The organism is Staphylococcus sp. FSL K6-3157 (assembly GCF_038005145.1).
Taxonomy (GTDB): Bacteria; Bacillota; Bacilli; order Staphylococcales; family Staphylococcaceae; genus Staphylococcus; species Staphylococcus equorum.
The window spans coordinates 1044958-1062927 of sequence record NZ_JBBOSM010000001.1; the positions used below are offsets into that span (position 1 = coordinate 1044958).

22 protein-coding genes are annotated in these 17970 nt (G+C 32.1%); 16 read left to right on the forward strand and 6 right to left on the reverse strand.

Translation table 11 applies throughout. The annotated features are described in order from the left end of the window. The first annotated feature begins 187 nt into the window (after window positions 1-187). The gene (dinB, locus tag MHB47_RS04895; protein WP_340755464.1) at window positions 188-1258 is read left to right on the forward strand and encodes a DNA polymerase IV; all 1071 of its coding nucleotides are present in this window, start codon (window positions 188-190) and stop codon (window positions 1256-1258) included. 30 nt (window positions 1259-1288) lie between these two features. On the opposite strand, the gene MHB47_RS04900 is transcribed toward dinB, so the two are convergent. Further along, on the reverse strand, window positions 1289-1843 hold the full coding sequence (locus MHB47_RS04900; RefSeq protein ID WP_340755466.1) for a 3'-5' exonuclease: 555 nt from the start codon (window positions 1841-1843) through the stop codon (window positions 1289-1291). A gap of 180 nt (window positions 1844-2023) precedes the next feature. Continuing rightward, the gene (gene ftnA, locus MHB47_RS04905; protein ID WP_002507198.1) at window positions 2024-2524 is read right to left on the reverse strand and encodes an H-type ferritin FtnA; all 501 of its coding nucleotides are present in this window, start codon (window positions 2522-2524) and stop codon (window positions 2024-2026) included. A 169-nt stretch (window positions 2525-2693) separates the two neighbouring features. Here ftnA and MHB47_RS04910 point away from each other — a divergent pair, with 169 nt between their 5' ends. Beyond that, complete coding sequence (locus MHB47_RS04910) at window positions 2694-4013, forward strand: Mur ligase family protein (protein ID WP_340755468.1); 1320 nt, start codon at window positions 2694-2696, stop codon at window positions 4011-4013. Further along, window positions 4010-4729 (forward strand): type 1 glutamine amidotransferase, encoded by a 720-nt coding sequence (locus MHB47_RS04915; protein ID WP_340755470.1) that lies wholly within the window; start codon window positions 4010-4012, stop codon window positions 4727-4729. Before MHB47_RS04910 ends, MHB47_RS04915 begins: the two co-directional genes overlap by 4 nt. Before the next feature lie 97 nt (window positions 4730-4826). Here MHB47_RS04915 and MHB47_RS04920 read toward each other — a convergent pair whose 3' ends face one another. Next, complete coding sequence (locus tag MHB47_RS04920) at window positions 4827-5813, reverse strand: FUSC family protein (RefSeq protein ID WP_002507201.1); 987 nt, start codon at window positions 5811-5813, stop codon at window positions 4827-4829. A 180-nt stretch (window positions 5814-5993) separates the two neighbouring features. Between MHB47_RS04920 and map the strand changes: the two genes are divergently transcribed. From map to vraR, 5 genes are all read left to right on the forward strand, one after another. Next, window positions 5994-6746, forward strand: a complete 753-nt coding sequence (map, locus tag MHB47_RS04925; RefSeq protein WP_002507202.1) for a type I methionyl aminopeptidase — start codon at window positions 5994-5996, stop codon at window positions 6744-6746. 104 nt (window positions 6747-6850) lie between these two features. After that, window positions 6851-7237, forward strand: coding sequence for a hypothetical protein (locus MHB47_RS04930; RefSeq protein WP_002507203.1), 387 nt, complete (start codon window positions 6851-6853; stop codon window positions 7235-7237). A gap of 16 nt (window positions 7238-7253) precedes the next feature. Beyond that, window positions 7254-7955 (forward strand): cell wall-active antibiotics response protein VraT, encoded by a 702-nt coding sequence (vraT, locus tag MHB47_RS04935; protein WP_002507204.1) that lies wholly within the window; start codon window positions 7254-7256, stop codon window positions 7953-7955. After that, entirely contained in the window at window positions 7952-8995 is a 1044-nt protein-coding gene (vraS, locus tag MHB47_RS04940; RefSeq protein WP_002511392.1) for a sensor histidine kinase VraS, read from the forward strand. Before vraT ends, vraS begins: the two co-directional genes overlap by 4 nt. Next, window positions 8985-9614: a response regulator transcription factor VraR gene (gene vraR / locus MHB47_RS04945; RefSeq protein WP_002507206.1), complete on the forward strand. Its 630-nt coding sequence runs from the start codon at window positions 8985-8987 to the stop codon at window positions 9612-9614. The genes vraS and vraR overlap by 11 nt, the downstream gene beginning before the upstream one ends. 195 nt (window positions 9615-9809) lie before the next feature. On the opposite strand, the gene MHB47_RS04950 is transcribed toward vraR, so the two are convergent. The 3 genes from MHB47_RS04950 to MHB47_RS04960 form a co-directional block, all read right to left on the reverse strand. After that, window positions 9810-10982 (reverse strand): YihY/virulence factor BrkB family protein, encoded by a 1173-nt coding sequence (locus MHB47_RS04950; RefSeq protein ID WP_340755472.1) that lies wholly within the window; start codon window positions 10980-10982, stop codon window positions 9810-9812. 230 nt (window positions 10983-11212) lie between these two features. Next, complete coding sequence (locus tag MHB47_RS04955) at window positions 11213-11497, reverse strand: hypothetical protein (RefSeq protein WP_002507208.1); 285 nt, start codon at window positions 11495-11497, stop codon at window positions 11213-11215. Between the two features lie 6 nt (window positions 11498-11503). Continuing rightward, window positions 11504-11968, reverse strand: a complete 465-nt coding sequence (locus MHB47_RS04960) for a low molecular weight protein-tyrosine-phosphatase (protein ID WP_002507209.1) — start codon at window positions 11966-11968, stop codon at window positions 11504-11506. Window positions 11969-12123: 155 nt separating this feature from the next. On the opposite strand from MHB47_RS04960, the gene MHB47_RS04965 reads away from it, so the two are divergent. The 8 genes from MHB47_RS04965 (at window position 12124) to MHB47_RS05000 (ending at window position 17963) form a co-directional block, all read left to right on the forward strand. Then, entirely contained in the window at window positions 12124-12306 is a 183-nt protein-coding gene (locus tag MHB47_RS04965) for a DUF1128 family protein (RefSeq protein WP_404969092.1), read from the forward strand. Window positions 12307-12321: 15 nt separating this feature from the next. Beyond that, window positions 12322-13560, forward strand: coding sequence for an aminopeptidase (locus MHB47_RS04970; protein ID WP_340755476.1), 1239 nt, complete (start codon window positions 12322-12324; stop codon window positions 13558-13560). A 94-nt stretch (window positions 13561-13654) separates the two neighbouring features. Beyond that, entirely contained in the window at window positions 13655-14176 is a 522-nt protein-coding gene (locus tag MHB47_RS04975) for an acyl-CoA thioesterase (RefSeq protein WP_002511389.1), read from the forward strand. Window positions 14177-14483: 307 nt separating this feature from the next. Next, the gene (locus MHB47_RS04980) at window positions 14484-14654 is read left to right on the forward strand and encodes an SE1561 family protein (protein WP_002507213.1); all 171 of its coding nucleotides are present in this window, start codon (window positions 14484-14486) and stop codon (window positions 14652-14654) included. A 100-nt stretch (window positions 14655-14754) separates the two neighbouring features. Then, window positions 14755-15273 carry a type 1 glutamine amidotransferase domain-containing protein gene (locus MHB47_RS04985; RefSeq protein ID WP_002507214.1) on the forward strand — a complete coding sequence of 173 codons (519 nt, stop codon included), beginning with the start codon at window positions 14755-14757 and terminating at the stop codon, window positions 15271-15273. Window positions 15274-15674: 401 nt separating this feature from the next. Next, on the forward strand, window positions 15675-16487 hold the full coding sequence (gene sgtB, locus MHB47_RS04990) for a monofunctional peptidoglycan glycosyltransferase SgtB (RefSeq protein ID WP_340755479.1): 813 nt from the start codon (window positions 15675-15677) through the stop codon (window positions 16485-16487). 365 nt (window positions 16488-16852) lie between these two features. Further along, a complete protein-coding gene (gene recX, locus MHB47_RS04995; RefSeq protein ID WP_340755481.1) occupies window positions 16853-17671 on the forward strand; it encodes a recombination regulator RecX in 819 nt (272 codons plus the stop codon). Then, the gene (locus MHB47_RS05000) at window positions 17649-17963 is read left to right on the forward strand and encodes a YfhH family protein (protein WP_002507217.1); all 315 of its coding nucleotides are present in this window, start codon (window positions 17649-17651) and stop codon (window positions 17961-17963) included. Before recX ends, MHB47_RS05000 begins: the two co-directional genes overlap by 23 nt. Window positions 17964-17970: the final 7 nt, after the last annotated feature.

The window sequence follows — 17970 nt, forward strand, 5'->3', positions numbered from 1 at the left end:
AAACTGAGTTAGTTGTTTACTTACAGAGAGATGCTGATGATTACGTTTAGCAGTCGTTTGTTCTGATAAGAGATGACTGACTCTTTTTTCGTGTTATTTGAGCAAATTTAAAGAAAATACATATTTTAAAAGGTAAGATTAAACTAATATTATTCATTGTATATAGACGATGAAGGAGGTGAGTGCATTGTCAGAAAGACGTATTATCCATATTGATATGGACTATTTTTTTGCGCAAGTAGAAATGAGAGATAATCCAAAGTTAAAAGGGAAGCCTGTGATTGTAGGTGGAAAAGCAAGCGGTAGGGGCGTAGTTTCAACAGCCTCATATGAAGCTAGAAAATATGGTGTACATTCTGCAATGCCCACTGCACAAGCGCATAAGTTATGCCCAAATGGTTTTTATGTTACTCCAAGATTTGAATCATATAAAGCAGCTTCAGAAAAGATTATGAAGATATTTAAAAGTTATACTGATGTTGTAGAACCATTATCATTAGATGAAGCGTATTTAGACATTACACATCTAGTTAGACCAGATTTACCCGCATCGAGTATTGCTCAATATATACGTAAAGATATTTTTGAAGCTACACAACTAACTTCTTCAGCTGGGGTATCTTATAATAAATTTTTAGCTAAATTAGCGAGCGGAATGAACAAGCCAAATGGGTTAACAGTAATTGATTATCGTAATGTACACGAGATATTAATGGGATTAGATATAGGCGATTTCCCTGGCGTGGGTAAAGCCTCCAAACAGAAAATGCACGATAACGCAATATACAATGGTAAAGATTTATACGAACAAAGCGAAAGAGAATTAATAAGACTTTTTGGTAAACGAGGCCATGGGCTATATAACAAAGCGAGAGGTATAGATTATAATCCTGTTAAATCAACAAGAATAAGAAAATCAGTTGGTACAGAGCGTACTTTTGCAACGGATATGAATGATGATGATCAAATATTACAAAAAATATGGGAATTGAGTCATAAAACAGCAGAACGTTTAGCTAAATTACAAAAATCCGGTAAGACAGTTACATTAAAAATAAAGACACACAAATTTGAATCATTATCGAAACAGCGAAGCTTAAGAGACTCTGTCAGAGATGAAACGGATATTTATAATATAGCTTATACTTTATATACAGAATTAAAAGATCCAGATGTACCCATTAGACTAGTAGGTGTAACAGTAGGTAATTTAGAAAAAGCATCTTATGAAAACATGACAATTTATGATTATATTTAAAAAGTGAGTTCAAATTTGAAGCTAAGTTTATTAATCTTTATCCTTTAAATCTTTGCCATAAATATTAAGCATACTACTTAAATCATCATAGTGTTTTAAAAGGCGAAATGTAATCATTGCACAAGCTTTTGCATCATTTAATGCATCATGATGACCATGAAAATCTAAATTGTAATATTGCATCATATAATTCAAGCCGTAGCGGTGATTCTCTATTGTTCTTCTTGATAGTTGTAATGAACAGAAGTATTTCATATTTGGTGTATCACTACCTATAGCTTTAATACTTTCATGCAGGACACTCATATCAAAAGCAGCATTATGTGCGACAACAGGTAGGTCGTCAATGAATTGCATCATAAAAGGGTATACTTTTTCAAACGTAGGTGCATCATGGACCTCATTCGGTTGTATACCATGTACAGCAATATTTTGGTGTGAAAAGTAATCGTTTGGATTGACTAATGTGTAAAATGATTCAGTGATTTGGTGATTAACAACTTTAACCATACCGACTGAACAGATACTAGTACGTTTACCATTGGCAGTTTCAAAATCAAGGGCAATAAATGCGTCAGAATTCATTAAGCAAGGTTCCTTTCTCATGTGTGAATATGATATGACTTTATATAAATATGTGCTTAGAGTCAAGTGAATCAGACTTTAACAAGCCAAATTATAAGCCCATAATAAACATAAAAACTCATCCCAATTTATATTGGGATGAGTTTTTTGAGACAATAAACTTAAGTTTTAATATGAAGATTACTCTTCGTCAAATGAACGTGCAGCTAATTCTTTCTCGTATAGGTAAAGTGTATTGCTGTCATCACCGATACGTTTTAGGTAATCAAGGTGTGTTTCAAACATCGCTTCTTCTTCGACTTGTTCATCTAAGAACCAATTCAAGAATGAAATAGTGGCATAATCTTTCGCTTGATTAGCTAAATCTGATAAATTATAAAATCTACGTGTAACATCTTGTTCTTGCGCTAAGCCATCTTGAAATGTTTCCAAGATACTTGAGAAGTCTGATTTTGGCGCAGGAATCGTTGCAAATAAAGCGTGTTCTCCACGATCATTGATATAATCATATATTTTTTTACCATGGAATCTTTCTTCTTTTGCTTGTTGAACATAGAAATTTGCAAAACCTTCGTATGATTCTTTGTCGCAAAAAGCGGCCATTGCCATATACGCATGTGCTGCAAAATATTCATGGTTCATTTGTTCATTTAATGCATTTAACAATTCTTTGTTTAACATAAGTAATAGCCTCCATGTATGTTTTTTTTCAGTATAGCAAATCTATTCTCATTAGTAAATAATAATAATTATAATCTAGAAAAAAGACATGATTATTTCAATTGAGAATTGTTTGGAATACAACTTAATCATGTTATAATATTTGAGTGAAGAGTGAAGGAGGAAGTACATGAGACATTGGACTGCAACCCACTTAGCAAAATTGGCTAAACAAGCAAGTAAAGCTGCTGGGAAAAAGGGCACAGACTTGCCAGGTCAAGTTGCTAGAAAAGTGGATAAAAATATTTTAAGAAAATTAGCATCACAAGTTGATGAAATTGTCTTTATAAGTGGCACAAATGGGAAAACAACCACTTCAAATTTAATTGGTCATACATTAAAAGTAAATGATGTCGACATCATACATAATAATGAAGGCGCAAATATGGCTGCAGGTATTACTTCAGCATTTATTTTGCAAATTAAACAAAGTACAAAAATTGCAGTCATTGAAATTGATGAAGGCTCGATTCCAAGAGTACTCAATGAAGTAACACCAACAATAATGGTGGTTACTAATTTCTTCCGTGATCAGATGGACCGTTTTGGGGAAATAGATATTATGGTAAATAATATTGCAAATGCAATTAATAATAAAGGGATTAAGTTATTGTTAAATGCAGACGATCCATTTGTGAGTAGATTGAAGATAGCTAGTGATACAGTTGTATATTATGGGATGAAAGCACATGCACATGAATTTGAACAAAGTACAATGAACGAGAGTCGCTATTGTCCAAATTGCGGTCGTTTATTACATTATGATTATATTCAGTATAATCAAATTGGGCATTATCATTGTGAATGTGGATTTAAACGCGAAGATACTAAATACGAAGTGTCTGAATTTAATTTAAATCCATTCATTAATTTAAATGTAGGAACTGCTACATTCAATATGAAAATCGCGGGAGACTTTAATGCTTATAATGCGATTGCAGCTTATACAGTACTAAAAGAATTAGGACTCAATGATGAAGGTATAAAACGTGGGTTTGAAACATATACGTCGAATAATGGACGTATGCAGTACTTTAAAAAAGACAGTAAAGAAGCAATGATTAATCTTGCCAAAAACCCTGCTGGAATGAATGCTAGCCTTTCTATAGGAGAACAACTAGAAGGTAGTAAAGTTTATGTTTTAGGATTGAATGATAATGCAGCTGACGGTAGAGATACTTCATGGATTTATGATGCTGATTTTGAAAAATTAGCCAAACAACAAATCGAAGTAATTATTGTTACAGGGCTTCGTGCAGAAGAATTGCAGTTAAGATTAAAATTAGCAGGTGTAGAAGCACCAATCATTTTAGAAAGAGACATATATAAAGCGACAGCAAAAACGATGGACTATAAGGAAAGCTTTACAGTAGCTATTCCTAACTATACTTCTCTAGCACCTATGTTAGAACAATTAAATCACTCTTTTGAGGAGGACAAAGCTAGATGAATGAATTGACTGTTTATCATTTTATGCCTGATAAATTAAATTTATACAGTGATATTGGGAATATTATCGCGCTGAGACAACGTGCAAAAATGCGTGATATTAAATTAAATGTTGTAGATATAAATGAAACAGAGGGCGTTACTTTTGATCAATGTGATATTTTCTTTATTGGTGGCGGTAGTGATAGGGAACAGGCACTAGCTACTAAAGAATTAAGCAAAATCAAAACGACATTAAAAGAAGTAATTGAAGACGGTATGCCTGGTTTGACAATTTGTGGTGGCTATCAATTTCTAGGAAGTAAATATATTACGCCTGATGGTACTGAACTTGAAGGACTTAATATTTTAGATTTTTATACTGAGTCACAGAAAGACCGTCTAACCGGCGATATAGTAATTGAGAGCGACACATTCGGTACAATTGTTGGTTTTGAAAATCATGGTGGCCGCACATATCATCCATATGGCACATTAGGTAATGTCACACATGGTTATGGTAATAATGATGAAGATGCTAAAGAAGGTATACATTATAAAAACCTATTGGGAACTTATCTACATGGACCAATTCTACCTAAGAACCATGAAGTGACTGATTACTTACTGGAAAAAGCATGTGAACGTAAAGGTATACCATTTACGCCTAAGCAGGTAAATAACACTGAAGAAGAAGCTGCCAAACAAGTAATCATTAATCGTGTAACACAAAAATAAAATAGCTTAATAAAATAAAGTGGCTGTTAGAAATCCAATTGGAAATCTGACAGCCACTTTTTAAATTTCACTGCATAAGACTTATATACGCTAAGTGTTATGCAAAACGATGGTCTAATATACGATAGATTAATAGAATTTCATAAATAAGGTGACTTTTTAATTGATTATCATCAAATTCGTCTAAGCCCTTAACAGAAGTTTTCAATAATGAAGCAGATTGTTGTTGTCGCTCAAAAGATCCAGTAGTGTATATGTCATTAATACTTTGAGCAATACTTAAGATAGAGATTTTTTCTTCATTCGTAAATTGGATATGCGTGCCTTTAGGTAAATAGACTAAGTTTGATAAATGGGTGATGAACAATCTGTTTGTATGTGTACGTGTTGTTAATGATTTTAAACGTATCCATTCTGAATCATGATGTTTGTGATAGCTTAGTTCATCCTTTTGATAAGAAAGTAATGTCTCAACTTTTTGATTTAAATCTAACAATACATTTAATTGTTGGTAGGGTGCGCCTTTAGTAAATTTGCCTAACAGTAACTGACGCATACGGTGATGAAAAAGCCCGTACATTTTAGACTCTACGTCATTTATTGAAGATTCAAGTTGGTCATAATATTTTGGTGGGAACACAACAAAGTTGACTAAACCTGCAGTGACCAGACCAATAATTGCAGTTAATAATCTTGAGAAAAAATTAAAGAAATAAGCATCATGTATACCGGGTATCATAGCCATTGCTGTTAATGTTGCAACAGTTGTTCCAGCTTGAAGTTTTAACTTAGTACAAAATATTATTGTAAATGTAGCACTAAAAGCATATGCAAAAGCAGATTCGTCACCAAAAACAAATGTGAAAATAACTGCAAAAAGTGCTCCAATTACTGTAGCTGGCAGTCTACGATATCCTTTTTTTAATGATGCCTTTGCAGTGGGTTCAATTGTGACAATAGCAGTTAAAATTGCGAAAATAGGATTTAAATCTAATGCTAAACAAAAAAAGGCAGTTAAAAAAGTAGCCAACCCTGTTTTAATCGTTCGTGCACCTATAAGTCCTTTATACCAATTGTTGCTCATAAAAAAACTCCTAGTCATGTTATGTATCAAAAGAGAATTAACACGAATTACAAAAAGTAGCCATGTTATTCATATAATCAAAATGTTAAACTATACGTGTTCAAATATTCTAATTTATTATATCAAAAAAAGTCTGCTATAATAAGGAAGAATATAATTTACAAAAAGGAACGGGATAATATGATCGTAAAAACAGAAGAAGAATTAACAGCTTTAAAAGAAATTGGTTATATTTGTGCATTAATTAGAGATACTATGCAAGCAGAAACGAAGCCAGGTATCACAACAAAAGAGTTAGACGATATTGCAAAAGAGTTATTTGAAAAACATGGCGCACTTTCTGCTCCAATCCATGATGAAAAATTTCCTGGACAAACATGTATTAGTATTAATGAAGAAGTAGCGCATGGTATTCCAGGCAAACGTAAAATACGCGAAGGCGATTTAGTGAATATCGATGTTTCAGCATTGAAGAACGGCTATTACGCCGATACAGGCATTTCATTTGTCGTTGGCGAAGCAGACAATCCATTGAAACAAAAAGTCTGTGACGTAGCGTTAGAAGCATTTGATGCGGCTATGACAAGAGTTAAAGTAGGCGGGAAGTTAAGTCAAATCGGTAAAGCAGTCCATGCTACTGCACGAAAAAATGATTTAACAGTTATTAAAAATTTAACAGGTCACGGCGTAGGACAATCACTTCATGAAGCACCAAGCCACGTGATGAACTATTATGACCCCAAAGATAAAACTTTACTTAAAGAGGGCACAGTGATTGCAGTTGAACCGTTTATTTCTTCAAAAGCAACATTTGTGACAGAAGGCAAAAATGAATGGGCATTTGAAACAAAAGATAAAAGTTTTGTTGCTCAAATTGAGCATACTGTCATCGTTACCAAAGATGGACCAGTGTTAACTACTAAAATAGATTAGATAGTGTTTCGGTCTAAAGTCCTAATATAAGATGGTTCCGGAGCCTATACCAATGGTTCCGGATATTTTTTATAATAGAGTCTAATCGATCATGAGGTGATTCTATGAATTATATTACGTCTTATTTAGAAAAAATGACAAAACACACATTTCGCACAAGCATAGTGGAGTACCAACGATTTCTTGATAAAAAATTGAGAAGTGTTGAAATGTATATTAAATACTTAATTGAAAGAAAAGGTAATGTAGGCAGTTTAATTGATAGACTGACATTATCATTAGAAAATAAATATATTGATATGTTGGATAAAGAGTACATTGATTGTGCTGAAGAGATAGAACATAAAGATATTGAGCAAATAAAATGTGAATTAAATGAAATGGAAGCAGACTACGCTCGTATTGAAGCCGATTTATCACAACAAGCAACAGAGAGAGCTAATATTGAAACTGAGTGTGATCTAATCGAACGCATTAGTTTAGTCGCTTGAAGAAAGGTGGCGAAACATGACTCATAAATATATATCGACTGAGATGTTAATTGTTTTTACAACATTATTGATTATTGCCAATTTTTATTATATATTCTTTGAAAAAATTGGTTTCCTACTCGTGTTATTACTTGGCTGTATCCTAGCCTATGTCGGTTATTTGTATTTCCATAAAATACGGGGGCTTTTATCATTTTGGATTGGTGCTTTGTTGATTGCATTCACTTTATTATCCAACAAATACACAATTATCATTTTATTTATCTTTTTAATAATGCTAATCATAAGATATATTATTTATAGGTTTAAACCATTTAAAGTAGTCGCTACAGATGAAGCAGTTGAGTCCCCAAACTTCATTAAACAAAAATGGTTTGGAGAGCAACGCACACCGGTATATGTATATAAATGGGAAGACTTACAAGTGCAACATGGCATAGGTGATATTCATATAGATATGTCTAAAGCTGCTAATATTAAAGAAAATAATACTGTAGTGATACGACATATTATAGGTAAAGTACAAATTATTGTACCTCTAAATTATAATATTATTTTAAACTTCACTGCCTTGTATGGGAATGCTTATGTTAATGAAACTTCTTATAAAGTAGAAAATAATAACATTAAAATCGTGGAAGAAACGAAAGAAGAAAACTATGCTGTAAACATTTATGTTTCGACGCTAATTGGCGATATTGAGGTGATTTATAAATGAATCACTACATAAGAGCAATAGGATCCATGTTGATATTAGTTTATAGCACATTTTTTGCTCTATTTTTTATCGATAAAGTATTTGTAAACATAGTATATTTTCAAGGTATGTTTTATACACAAATTTTTGGAATACCAGTTTTACTATTTTTAAACTTATTAGTTATTTTTCTTTGTATTATTGTAGGATCGGTATTAGCATATAAAATAAATCAACAAAATCACTGGTTACAAGACCAAATAGAACGTTCTATTGAAGGTCAAACAGTAGGTATTAATGACCAAAATATTGAATTATATAATGAAACAATTGAATTGTATCAAACGTTAGTTCCATTAAATCAAGAAGTTCACAAATTACGTATGAAAACGCAAAACTTAACAAATGAATCATATAATATAAATGATGTGAAAGTTAAAAAGATTATAGAAGATGAACGACAAAGGCTTGCACGTGAGTTACACGATTCAGTAAGTCAGCAATTATTTGCAGCGAGTATGATGCTTTCAGCTATTAAAGAAACACAATTAGAAGCACCTTTAGATCAACAAATTCCGATATTAGAAAAAATGGTACAAGATTCTCAGTTAGAGATGAGAGCTTTACTATTACATTTAAGACCTATTGGATTAAAAGACAAATCATTAGGTGAAGGTATTAAAGATTTAGTCGTTGATTTAAAGAAAAAAGTACCTATGAAAGTTGTACATGATATTGAAGAATTTGAAGTACCTAAAGGTATTGAAGATCATTTGTTCAGAATTACGCAAGAAGCCTTATCTAATACTTTGAGACATTCAAAAGGTACCAAAGTAACAGTAGAATTGTTTAATATGGCAGATTACTTATTATTACGCATTCAAGACAATGGTAAAGGTTTCAATGTTGATGATAAGGTAGAACAAAGTTATGGTTTAAAAAACATGAGAGAACGTGCGCTTGAAATTGGTGCGACGTTTCATATTGTTTCTTTACCAGATTCAGGTACAAGAATTGAAGTAAAGGCACCATTAAATAAGGAGGATTCACATGACGATTAAAGTTTTGTTTGTTGATGATCATGAAATGGTTCGAATTGGAATTTCTAGTTACTTATCTACACAGCCAGATATTGATATTGTAGGGGAAGGTCAGTCAGGAAAAGATGCGATTGAAAAGGCTCATCAACTAAATCCAGATTTAATCTTAATGGACTTGCTTATGGACGATATGGATGGTGTCGATGCTACCGAGCAAATTAAAAAAGACTTACCCCATATTAAAGTTGTAATGTTAACAAGTTACATTGAAGATAATGAAGTATATCGTGCTTTAGATTCTGGCGTAGACAGCTATATTTTGAAAACGACTAGTGCTAGTGATATAGCCGAGGCTATTCGTAAAACGTATAAAAATGAGTCTGTATTTGAAGCTGAAGTGCTTGTGAAGATGAGAAATAGAATGAAACAACGTGCCGAATTATATGAAATGTTAACGGAAAGAGAAATGGAAATTCTATTACTTATCGCAAAAGGTTACTCAAACCAAGAAATTGCGAGTGCATCACACATAACGATTAAAACAGTAAAAACACATGTAAGTAATATATTAAGTAAATTAGAAGTACAAGATAGAACACAAGCAGTTATTTATGCATTCCAGCATAATTTAATACAGTAATGAATTCTATTTTAAGTATTTCCAAAAGGCTAAAACCGAAACGTAGATGATAGACATTTACGTTTCGGTTTTAGTCTTTTTACGTGCTTTAAGGGCTCTATACTAAACAGGACTGATATAAATTAGAAAGCAAAAATAGCTGATAGACATCATGATTTAGATACCTATCAGCTATTTAGCAAAGTTTATATTAAGTTATAATTTTTTGTTGTTTGAGTCTGAAATATTATGATTGGAATCAGAATCAGTAGCATGTGTGGATTCATTTTCAGCATTGATATCAGCTTCGCTACCAACGTGAGTTGATTCGTTCTCTTCTATCTCAGCCATTGTATGTTCTTCTGGTGTTTTACCAGCGACTACTTTACGTTGGTGGATAATCGCGTTGATTTCAGCGCCGATAATAATAATAAAGCCCGTAATGTATAACCATAACATTAAAATAATGATACCAGCGATACTACCGTATGTTTTAGAATAGTTAGCAAAATTTGATATATATATACCAAATAAGAATGAGCCACCTAAAAATACAATCGTAGCGAATATTGCACCTGGTATTACAGATTTCATTTTAATTTTAACATTTGGCGCTAACGTATATAAAACCATAAACGCTATGAAAATAATGATTAATGGTAATACCACACGTACTAAATTAAAAATCCATTTAATTTGATCACCTAAACCAAGTGGGCCAAATAAAAGCGAACCGATTTGTTCTCCAAAGGTAGGTAATATCAGTGCGATAGGTAAGACGATAATCATAGCAAGTGTAAATAACACACTAAATAATTTAGAAACAATAAAGTTTCTACTATCTTCAACGTCATATGCGACGTTGAAAGAGTTCATAATTGCTGTCATACCGTTTGAAGCAGACCAAAGTGCTAAAATCAAACCTACAGATAATATACTGCCACTAGCATTACTCATAATATCACCAATGATTGATGATACTTGTCCTGCATAATCTGGTGGGACGTGCTCTTTAATCATGTCTCTAATCGTTGATTGTTCAACACCTACTACAGGTACTATTGATAATAAGAATAGGAGCATAGGGAACAGTGACAACATGAAGTAATAGGATAATTGTGCAGATAAACCGGATGCATCATCTTTACCTATTCTATAAATAAGATAAGAGAAAAAATTAGGGTTTTTTGTATATTTTGCTGGTTTATTGATACGTGATACAAAGAATTCTTGATTGTCTTTCTTAGGTGATTTTGATTTGAATTCATTAGGTGTGATATACGTACGATCACGCCCGATTTGTTCATCTTTTGATTTCTTAGACTTCTTATCTTCATCCTTTTTAGTTGAGTTTAGAAACTTTGAAGTTGTTTTCTCTTTTTTAGACATATCAGATCTCCTTATGTATTGATATTTTCAGTATATTGTTTAATATACTTTAAAAGTTAAAGAAGGTAAATAACTGTTTATATTCTTTTTTTTAAATTGTTTTTAAATTTTTAAAATATCGCACATTACAAGTTATATACAAAAGACAATACCTAAACATGTAATATTAGGTATTGCCTTAATTTAATTATTTAAACATGTGGAATCAAAAATACTATGCTATAAACAAATTAATTGTTTAAGCGATTGTTTTTACGCTCAACGAATGTATTTTTGGCATCTTTTAAAGAACGTTCTAATTCTGGATTATTACGGCGAATTTCTTCTACCACATCTTTCCAATATACTATTTCGTCTTTTACGTTGTTAATCGCTGAAGGTTTTTGAGAACGATTGCCTTCTTTTCTATCTTTAATTGATTGTTTTAATGATTGGCGAGTTGATTTGTCAGCCAATGTTGCTGCGCCTCCAATTACGGCACCTAATAGAATTCCTGGAATTAATTTATTTTGCATGATGTTTTACCCCTCTCTTAGATTTGCATCTTTAACTATAAAATCAATTAAGTTATCACAAGATGATTGTACCATTTTATAAACACCTTCGAAATTATTTGTATAATAAGGATCAGGTACGTCAGTCTCATTCATATCACTAAAGTCTAATAGTTTATACAATTGTCCATTAATGTTTGAATTGATCTGTTTAATATTCTCTACATTACTTTGATCCATTGCAATGATATAATCAAAGTCATCATCAGCTTTAAATAGTTCACTGATCATGTTATCAAAGGGAATATCATTTTTAGTGAGAATATCTTGCGTACCCTCATGAGGTGGCTGACCTAAGTTCCATTCACCTGTACCTCTAGAGGTTACGTTTAAACCTGTTATCTTTCGATCTAGTAATCTTTGTCGCATAATAGCTTCTGCCATTGGTGAGCGACAAATATTGCCTAAACAAACGAATGCTACTGAAATCATGTGACTACCTCCAAATTATATATTGCTAATTCCCATTTTAAAGCTTTTTTAATCATTTCTAAAGCATTATTGTGATAAAAGTTTTACAAGAAACGTAAATTTGATAAAATAAATTGATAAAAGGGGTGAACGAAGTGACAAATACTAATGAACAAATGATAGTAGAAATAAGAGAACGTTTAAATCTTGTGAATCAAAGCTTGATTGATCCAGATAAATATGAAGAAGCAGATAAGCAAGAAATAACTGAAATTCATGAATATGTAACATCAAAAGCGTCATTTACACCAAGTGAAGCAGCTGCAATTGCAGACGCACTTGGTCAAATACGCAAATAAAAGGAGTGTATAAATATGACTCAATTACAAGAAAAATTAAAACAATACGCCGAACTTTTAGTCGGTGTAGGAATGAATGTACAAGAAGGTCAACCAGTATTTATTCGCTCAAGTGTTGATGCTATTGAATTAACACATTACATAGTAGAAGCTGCATATAAACGAGGTGCATCTGATGTTAAAGTTGACTATAGTGATGATCGACTTTCTCGCCTAAAATTCGAATATGAACCAGTAGAACATTTCGAAAATAATGAAGTGAAAGATTATGAAGTGGCTAAGCGCATGGATTATGTAGATAGAGGCGCTGCAAATTTAGCACTCATAACACAAGATCCTGATTTATTAAATGGCATTGACCGTGATAAATTATCAACTTTCCAAAAACAGTATGCTACTGCATATAAAGGATATATGGAAGCAAGTCAGAAAAACCAATTTCCATGGTGTGTGGCAGCCTATCCATCAAAAGCTTGGGCAAGTCGTGTTTATCCAGAACTATCAGAAGAAGCTGCTTACAACACGTTCATTGATGAAGTATTAGATATCGTTCGCGTAGATGGAAATGATCCAGTGGCTAATTGGAAAGACCATGTTGCTAATCTAAGTAAACATGCAGATAAATTACAAAGTAAAAATTATAAGGCACTTCACTATATTTCTGAAGGTACAGATTTAGAAATTGGTTTACCAGAAGGTCATATATGGGAAGATGCAACAAGTTATGCGAGTGGTGGTCAAGCCTTTGTAGCTAATATTCCAACTGAAGAAGTGTTCACTGCACCTCATAGATTAAAAGTAAATGGCTATGTGACGAATAAATTGCCATTAAGTCATAATGGTAATATTATAGATGGTTTTACATTAACTTTTAAAGATGGAGAAGTAATTGATTATAAAGCTAAGCAAGGCGAAGAGGTTTTACGTGATTTATTAAATACAGACGAAGGTGCTAAGCGATTAGGTGAAGTTGCACTAGTGCCTGATGATTCACCGATTTCTAACCGCAATACCATTTTTTATAATACATTGTTCGATGAAAATGCATCTTGTCACATTGCATTAGGCTCAGCTTACGGTTTTAATATAGAGGGTGGTACAGAAATGACTACAGACGAAAAGTTAGCACAAGGATTAAATGATTCACTTATTCATGTGGACTTTATGATTGGTAGTAAAGATTTAACGATTTATGGCGTGACACAAGAGGATGAAAAAGAACTCGTCTTCGAAAATGGTAATTGGTCAAAATAGAGAGAGAAGGATAAGTTGTAAGTGTTCTGAAATAGTCTACTATATTCAGAGCACTCACTTTTTGTCTGATAAAAGAAAAGGGATTGATTAAATTATGGAAAGACCAAAACGTAAATCGATGTCTGAAGCACGAAGTATTAAAGAGAGACAAGTATTCCCACAGGAAACGAATCATTTAAAGACAATGTTTGGCGGTATGTTGATGGCGAACATTGACGAAATTTCTGCTATAACAGCAACGAAACATAGTAATTCACAGGTGGTCACAGCTTCAACTGATTCGGTAGACTTTTTAAAACCAATTAAAACAGGTGCTGTCGTTTCTTATGAAGCTATGGTCTCATATGCGGGGAAATCTTCGATGGAAGTCTGCGTTCAAATTATTATAGAAGATGTGCTTAAAAATGAAAGACATTTAGCAGCATTAAGTTTTTTAACATTTGTAGCGCTCGGTGAAGATGGTAAGCCAATAGAAGTACCTCAAGTATATCCAGAATCACAGACAGAAAAGTGGTTTTATGATACGGCACCTGCTCGAGTCAAGAGAAGGAAAGAACGTAGAGAAGAAAGTAAAAGCACGATTGAGTTCTTATCAAGCGTGCAACAATTAGGATAATACAAATCGAGGGTGCATATCGGATTAATACAAGCCGATATGCACCTTTATCACTGTATATATTTTTTAAAAATGGCAGTGATTTATGTCGATTACTGAGTAGTTAATAAAGCACTAGCTAAAGACTACAAGATAAGATTGTGCCTGAGCACAACGAGCACAAAAAGAGTGTCAACAAAGTCAGAGACGCGTTGACACTCTGTAACACTACACTTAGTATTTCGTTATAATATTATTATGCTACTATCAAAAGTTGTTAATTCCATGTTAGGATAATAATATCTTATAAAAAGGAGTCTCATTGATAATGAATGAAAATCAAACAATTGATCAAATAAAAGAAAGATTAGAAAAGTTTATTGACGATATAGACCAAGTTAATCCAAACGAAGTAAAAGTGGAAGACATTGATGAGTGGATTGGTTTATTAGATCAGTTAGAAGAAAAAGTGAAAACTGTATCAAACACATCTGAATAAGTTCAGTCTGTCTATAAGTGAGATTGAGCTACTGTATGTTTAACTTTTCTTAATTTCGTCTATACATAATGTAGAACGCAAATAGGAAAGGTGATTATACATGGCTAAAAAAGTAGCAATCATAGTAACAAATGAATTTGAAGATGTTGAATTAACAAGCCCTCAAGAAGCAATTGAAGAAGCAGGGCATGAAACAGTAATTATTGGCGATACAGCGAATAGTGAAGTTGTTGGTAAACATGGTGCAAAAGCTACAGTAGAAGTTAGTATTGCAGATGCTAAGCCAGAAGATTACGATGGATTATTAATTCCAGGTGGATTTTCTCCAGATCATCTACGTGGTGACTCAGAAGGCAGATATGGTACATTTGCTAAGTATTTCACAAAAAATGATGTTCCAACATTTGCAATTTGCCACGGACCTCAAATTTTAATAGATACTGATGATTTGAATGGACGTACTTTAACAGCAGTGTTAAATGTCCGTAAAGATTTATCTAACGCAGGCGCACAAGTTGTAGACGAATCAGTAGTTGTAGATAAAAATATAGTTACGAGTCGTACACCTGATGACTTAGATGATTTTAATAGAGAAATTGCAAATCAATTAACAGATTAATTGAAAATTATTAATTAACGTAAACTTTGGACGTGATTGTCCATAATATATAACTGGAAAAACGTATGGCAATGATCATATTTTATAGGTTGAATTTAAAGTTCAATCTTTAGATATATTCTGAAGCTATGGGTTTTTCCAGTTTTTATATTTTACAATGATAATTATCGCGATAGTATATATAGTGAGGTTGGGACATAAATAGATATCCCAACCTCATATCTTATGGTTGTATAATGCTTAATAAACCCAAACATATATGAAATATGCTTACAATGAAACTCTATGCGTAGCGTGACATACACCCTTGGACTGATATTTTCAATTTGGTGTAGATAAACATTTAAACTATTGATAAACTCACTTATAATGATATGAGAGCAACATAAAGGAGCTAGCGCATGAAAAGAAGCGATCGTTATAAGCAAACTAAAAAACAAACCAGTCAAAAAAACTCAAATATACCGCAGCATAATACCTATTTCCAACCAGTAAATAAACCACCAAAAAAGAAAAAAGGAAAAGGTTTGTTGATAAAGATATTAATACCTATCATCATTTTAATCGCTGCGTTTATAGCTACAATGTATGCATTTTCTTTACGAGCAGATGTTGATGAATTGAGAAGTATTGAAGATAAAGAAACATTCGTCTCAGTTTCAAATATGCCAGACTATACTAAGGGTGCATTTATAGCAATGGAAGACGAAAGATATTATAAACATAATGGATTTGATTTCAAAGGTACGTCACGCGCACTATTTTCAACAATAAGTGAGAATAGCGTGCAAGGTGGAAGTACCATTACGCAACAAGTAGTGAAAAACTATTATTATGATAATGAACAATCACTAACAAGAAAAATCAAAGAATTATTTGTAGCACATCGCGCAGAAAAAACGTATGATAAAAATGAAATTTTAAGTTTTTATGTAAACAACATTTATTTTGGAAGTGATCAATACACTGTTGAGTCAGCAGCAAATCACTTTTTTGGGGTAACAACAGATAAAAATAATCCTAATTTACCTCAAATATCTGTATTACAAAGTGCAATTTTAGCTAGTAAGATTAATGCACCAAGTGTATACGATGTGAATAACATGTCGGATAATTTTATCAATCGTGTAAAAATAGATTTAGAGAAAATGAAACAACAGGATTATATTACTAATGAGCAGTATGAAAATGCAATCCAAGAACTCGGCGTGTAATAAACTAAGAGAATAGAATATAATACTACAGTCTAAATTCAGTAGGTGCATGATTTATACATGTTTCAGCCTCAATTATTAAATTGTCAGTAGTTGACAGAATTGAAAATGCATTTATATCAAGCTATTAAAGAACTACTACTTCATTTATGAAGACAAGTAGTTCTTATGCATGTGTTTTAGTTTTTTCTAATCAGTTTTGTGGGAGTGGGAATACGAAATCAAATTTTGATTTCTATCCTACTCCTTTTTTGATGTTATAATTTAAATATACATACAGGGATTAATAGCAATTTCAAATATGCTATACACTATAATTCCATTCATAATCAATATAAGTTATTCTTATAAGTGGAGTGAATAATATGCCTAAAATAACAAAGATAGAAGTGCAAAAAAAGAATAAAGAACGTTTTAATCTATATTTAGATGATGAATTTGAAATGGGAATCGATATTGATACCTTTGTCTATTTTAATTTAAACAAAGGTCAAATTGTTGAAGCTAAAGATATGGAAGAAATCCAAAGCTATGAACAATACAGGCAAGCAGTTAACGCAGCTATTCAATATATTTCATATAGAAAAAGAACTGACCATGAAGTAATAAAACATCTTACAAAGAAAGAAATTTCAGAGTCAGTTATTGCTAAAGTCATAGATTACTGTCATGAGCAAAAGCTCATAGATCATAATGATTATGCGAATAGTTTAAAAAATACCATGATTTTAACGACAGATAAAGGTCCTGGAATATATAAACAAAAATTACGAGAAGCTGGTGTTGAACAATTAATTATTGATGAATATAGCCAGATTTATGAACAGGAGCAATCTATGGAAGATATATTAAAAGTTGCAAATAAAATTTTGAAACAGAAAAAAGGGCCATTAGTAAAAAGAAAAGAGAAATTAACACAATCGTTAATGCAAAAAGGTTATTCTTTTGAGAAAATTAAAGAAGTAATGGATGAAATGGATTTTTCTCAACCTGAAGAACAATTAGATGAGTTATTACAAAACGAATTAGAAAAAGCATATAATAAATATTCAAGAAAATTTTCAGGAAGAAAATTAATTAATAAAACAATAGAAGCACTTATGAGAAAAGGCTATAAATATGATAAAATTAAAGCTAAATTAGAAGAGAGTGGAATAGTAGATGGAACAGAAGAAATTGAGTGAAATGAGTGAAATTGAATTACGTCATGAGATACAAGGTTATAAAGAGAAAATGCGTAAAGCAGAAATGAATGGCATTTTTAATGAATATGACGTATATGCAAGTAAAGTAATTATTGCAGAAAGCTATCTAGTAGATAGAAACAAAGTAGAATTAGGTAAAATATACAAATTAAATGATGGCACAGAAAGCTATTTCAAAGTTGAACGGTTAAAAGGTGTTTTTGCGTGGGGTTTTAGAATTAAAAGTTCAGAACCTGAAGAAGGTTTACCACTCGCATTATTAAAATTGTAGAAGGATG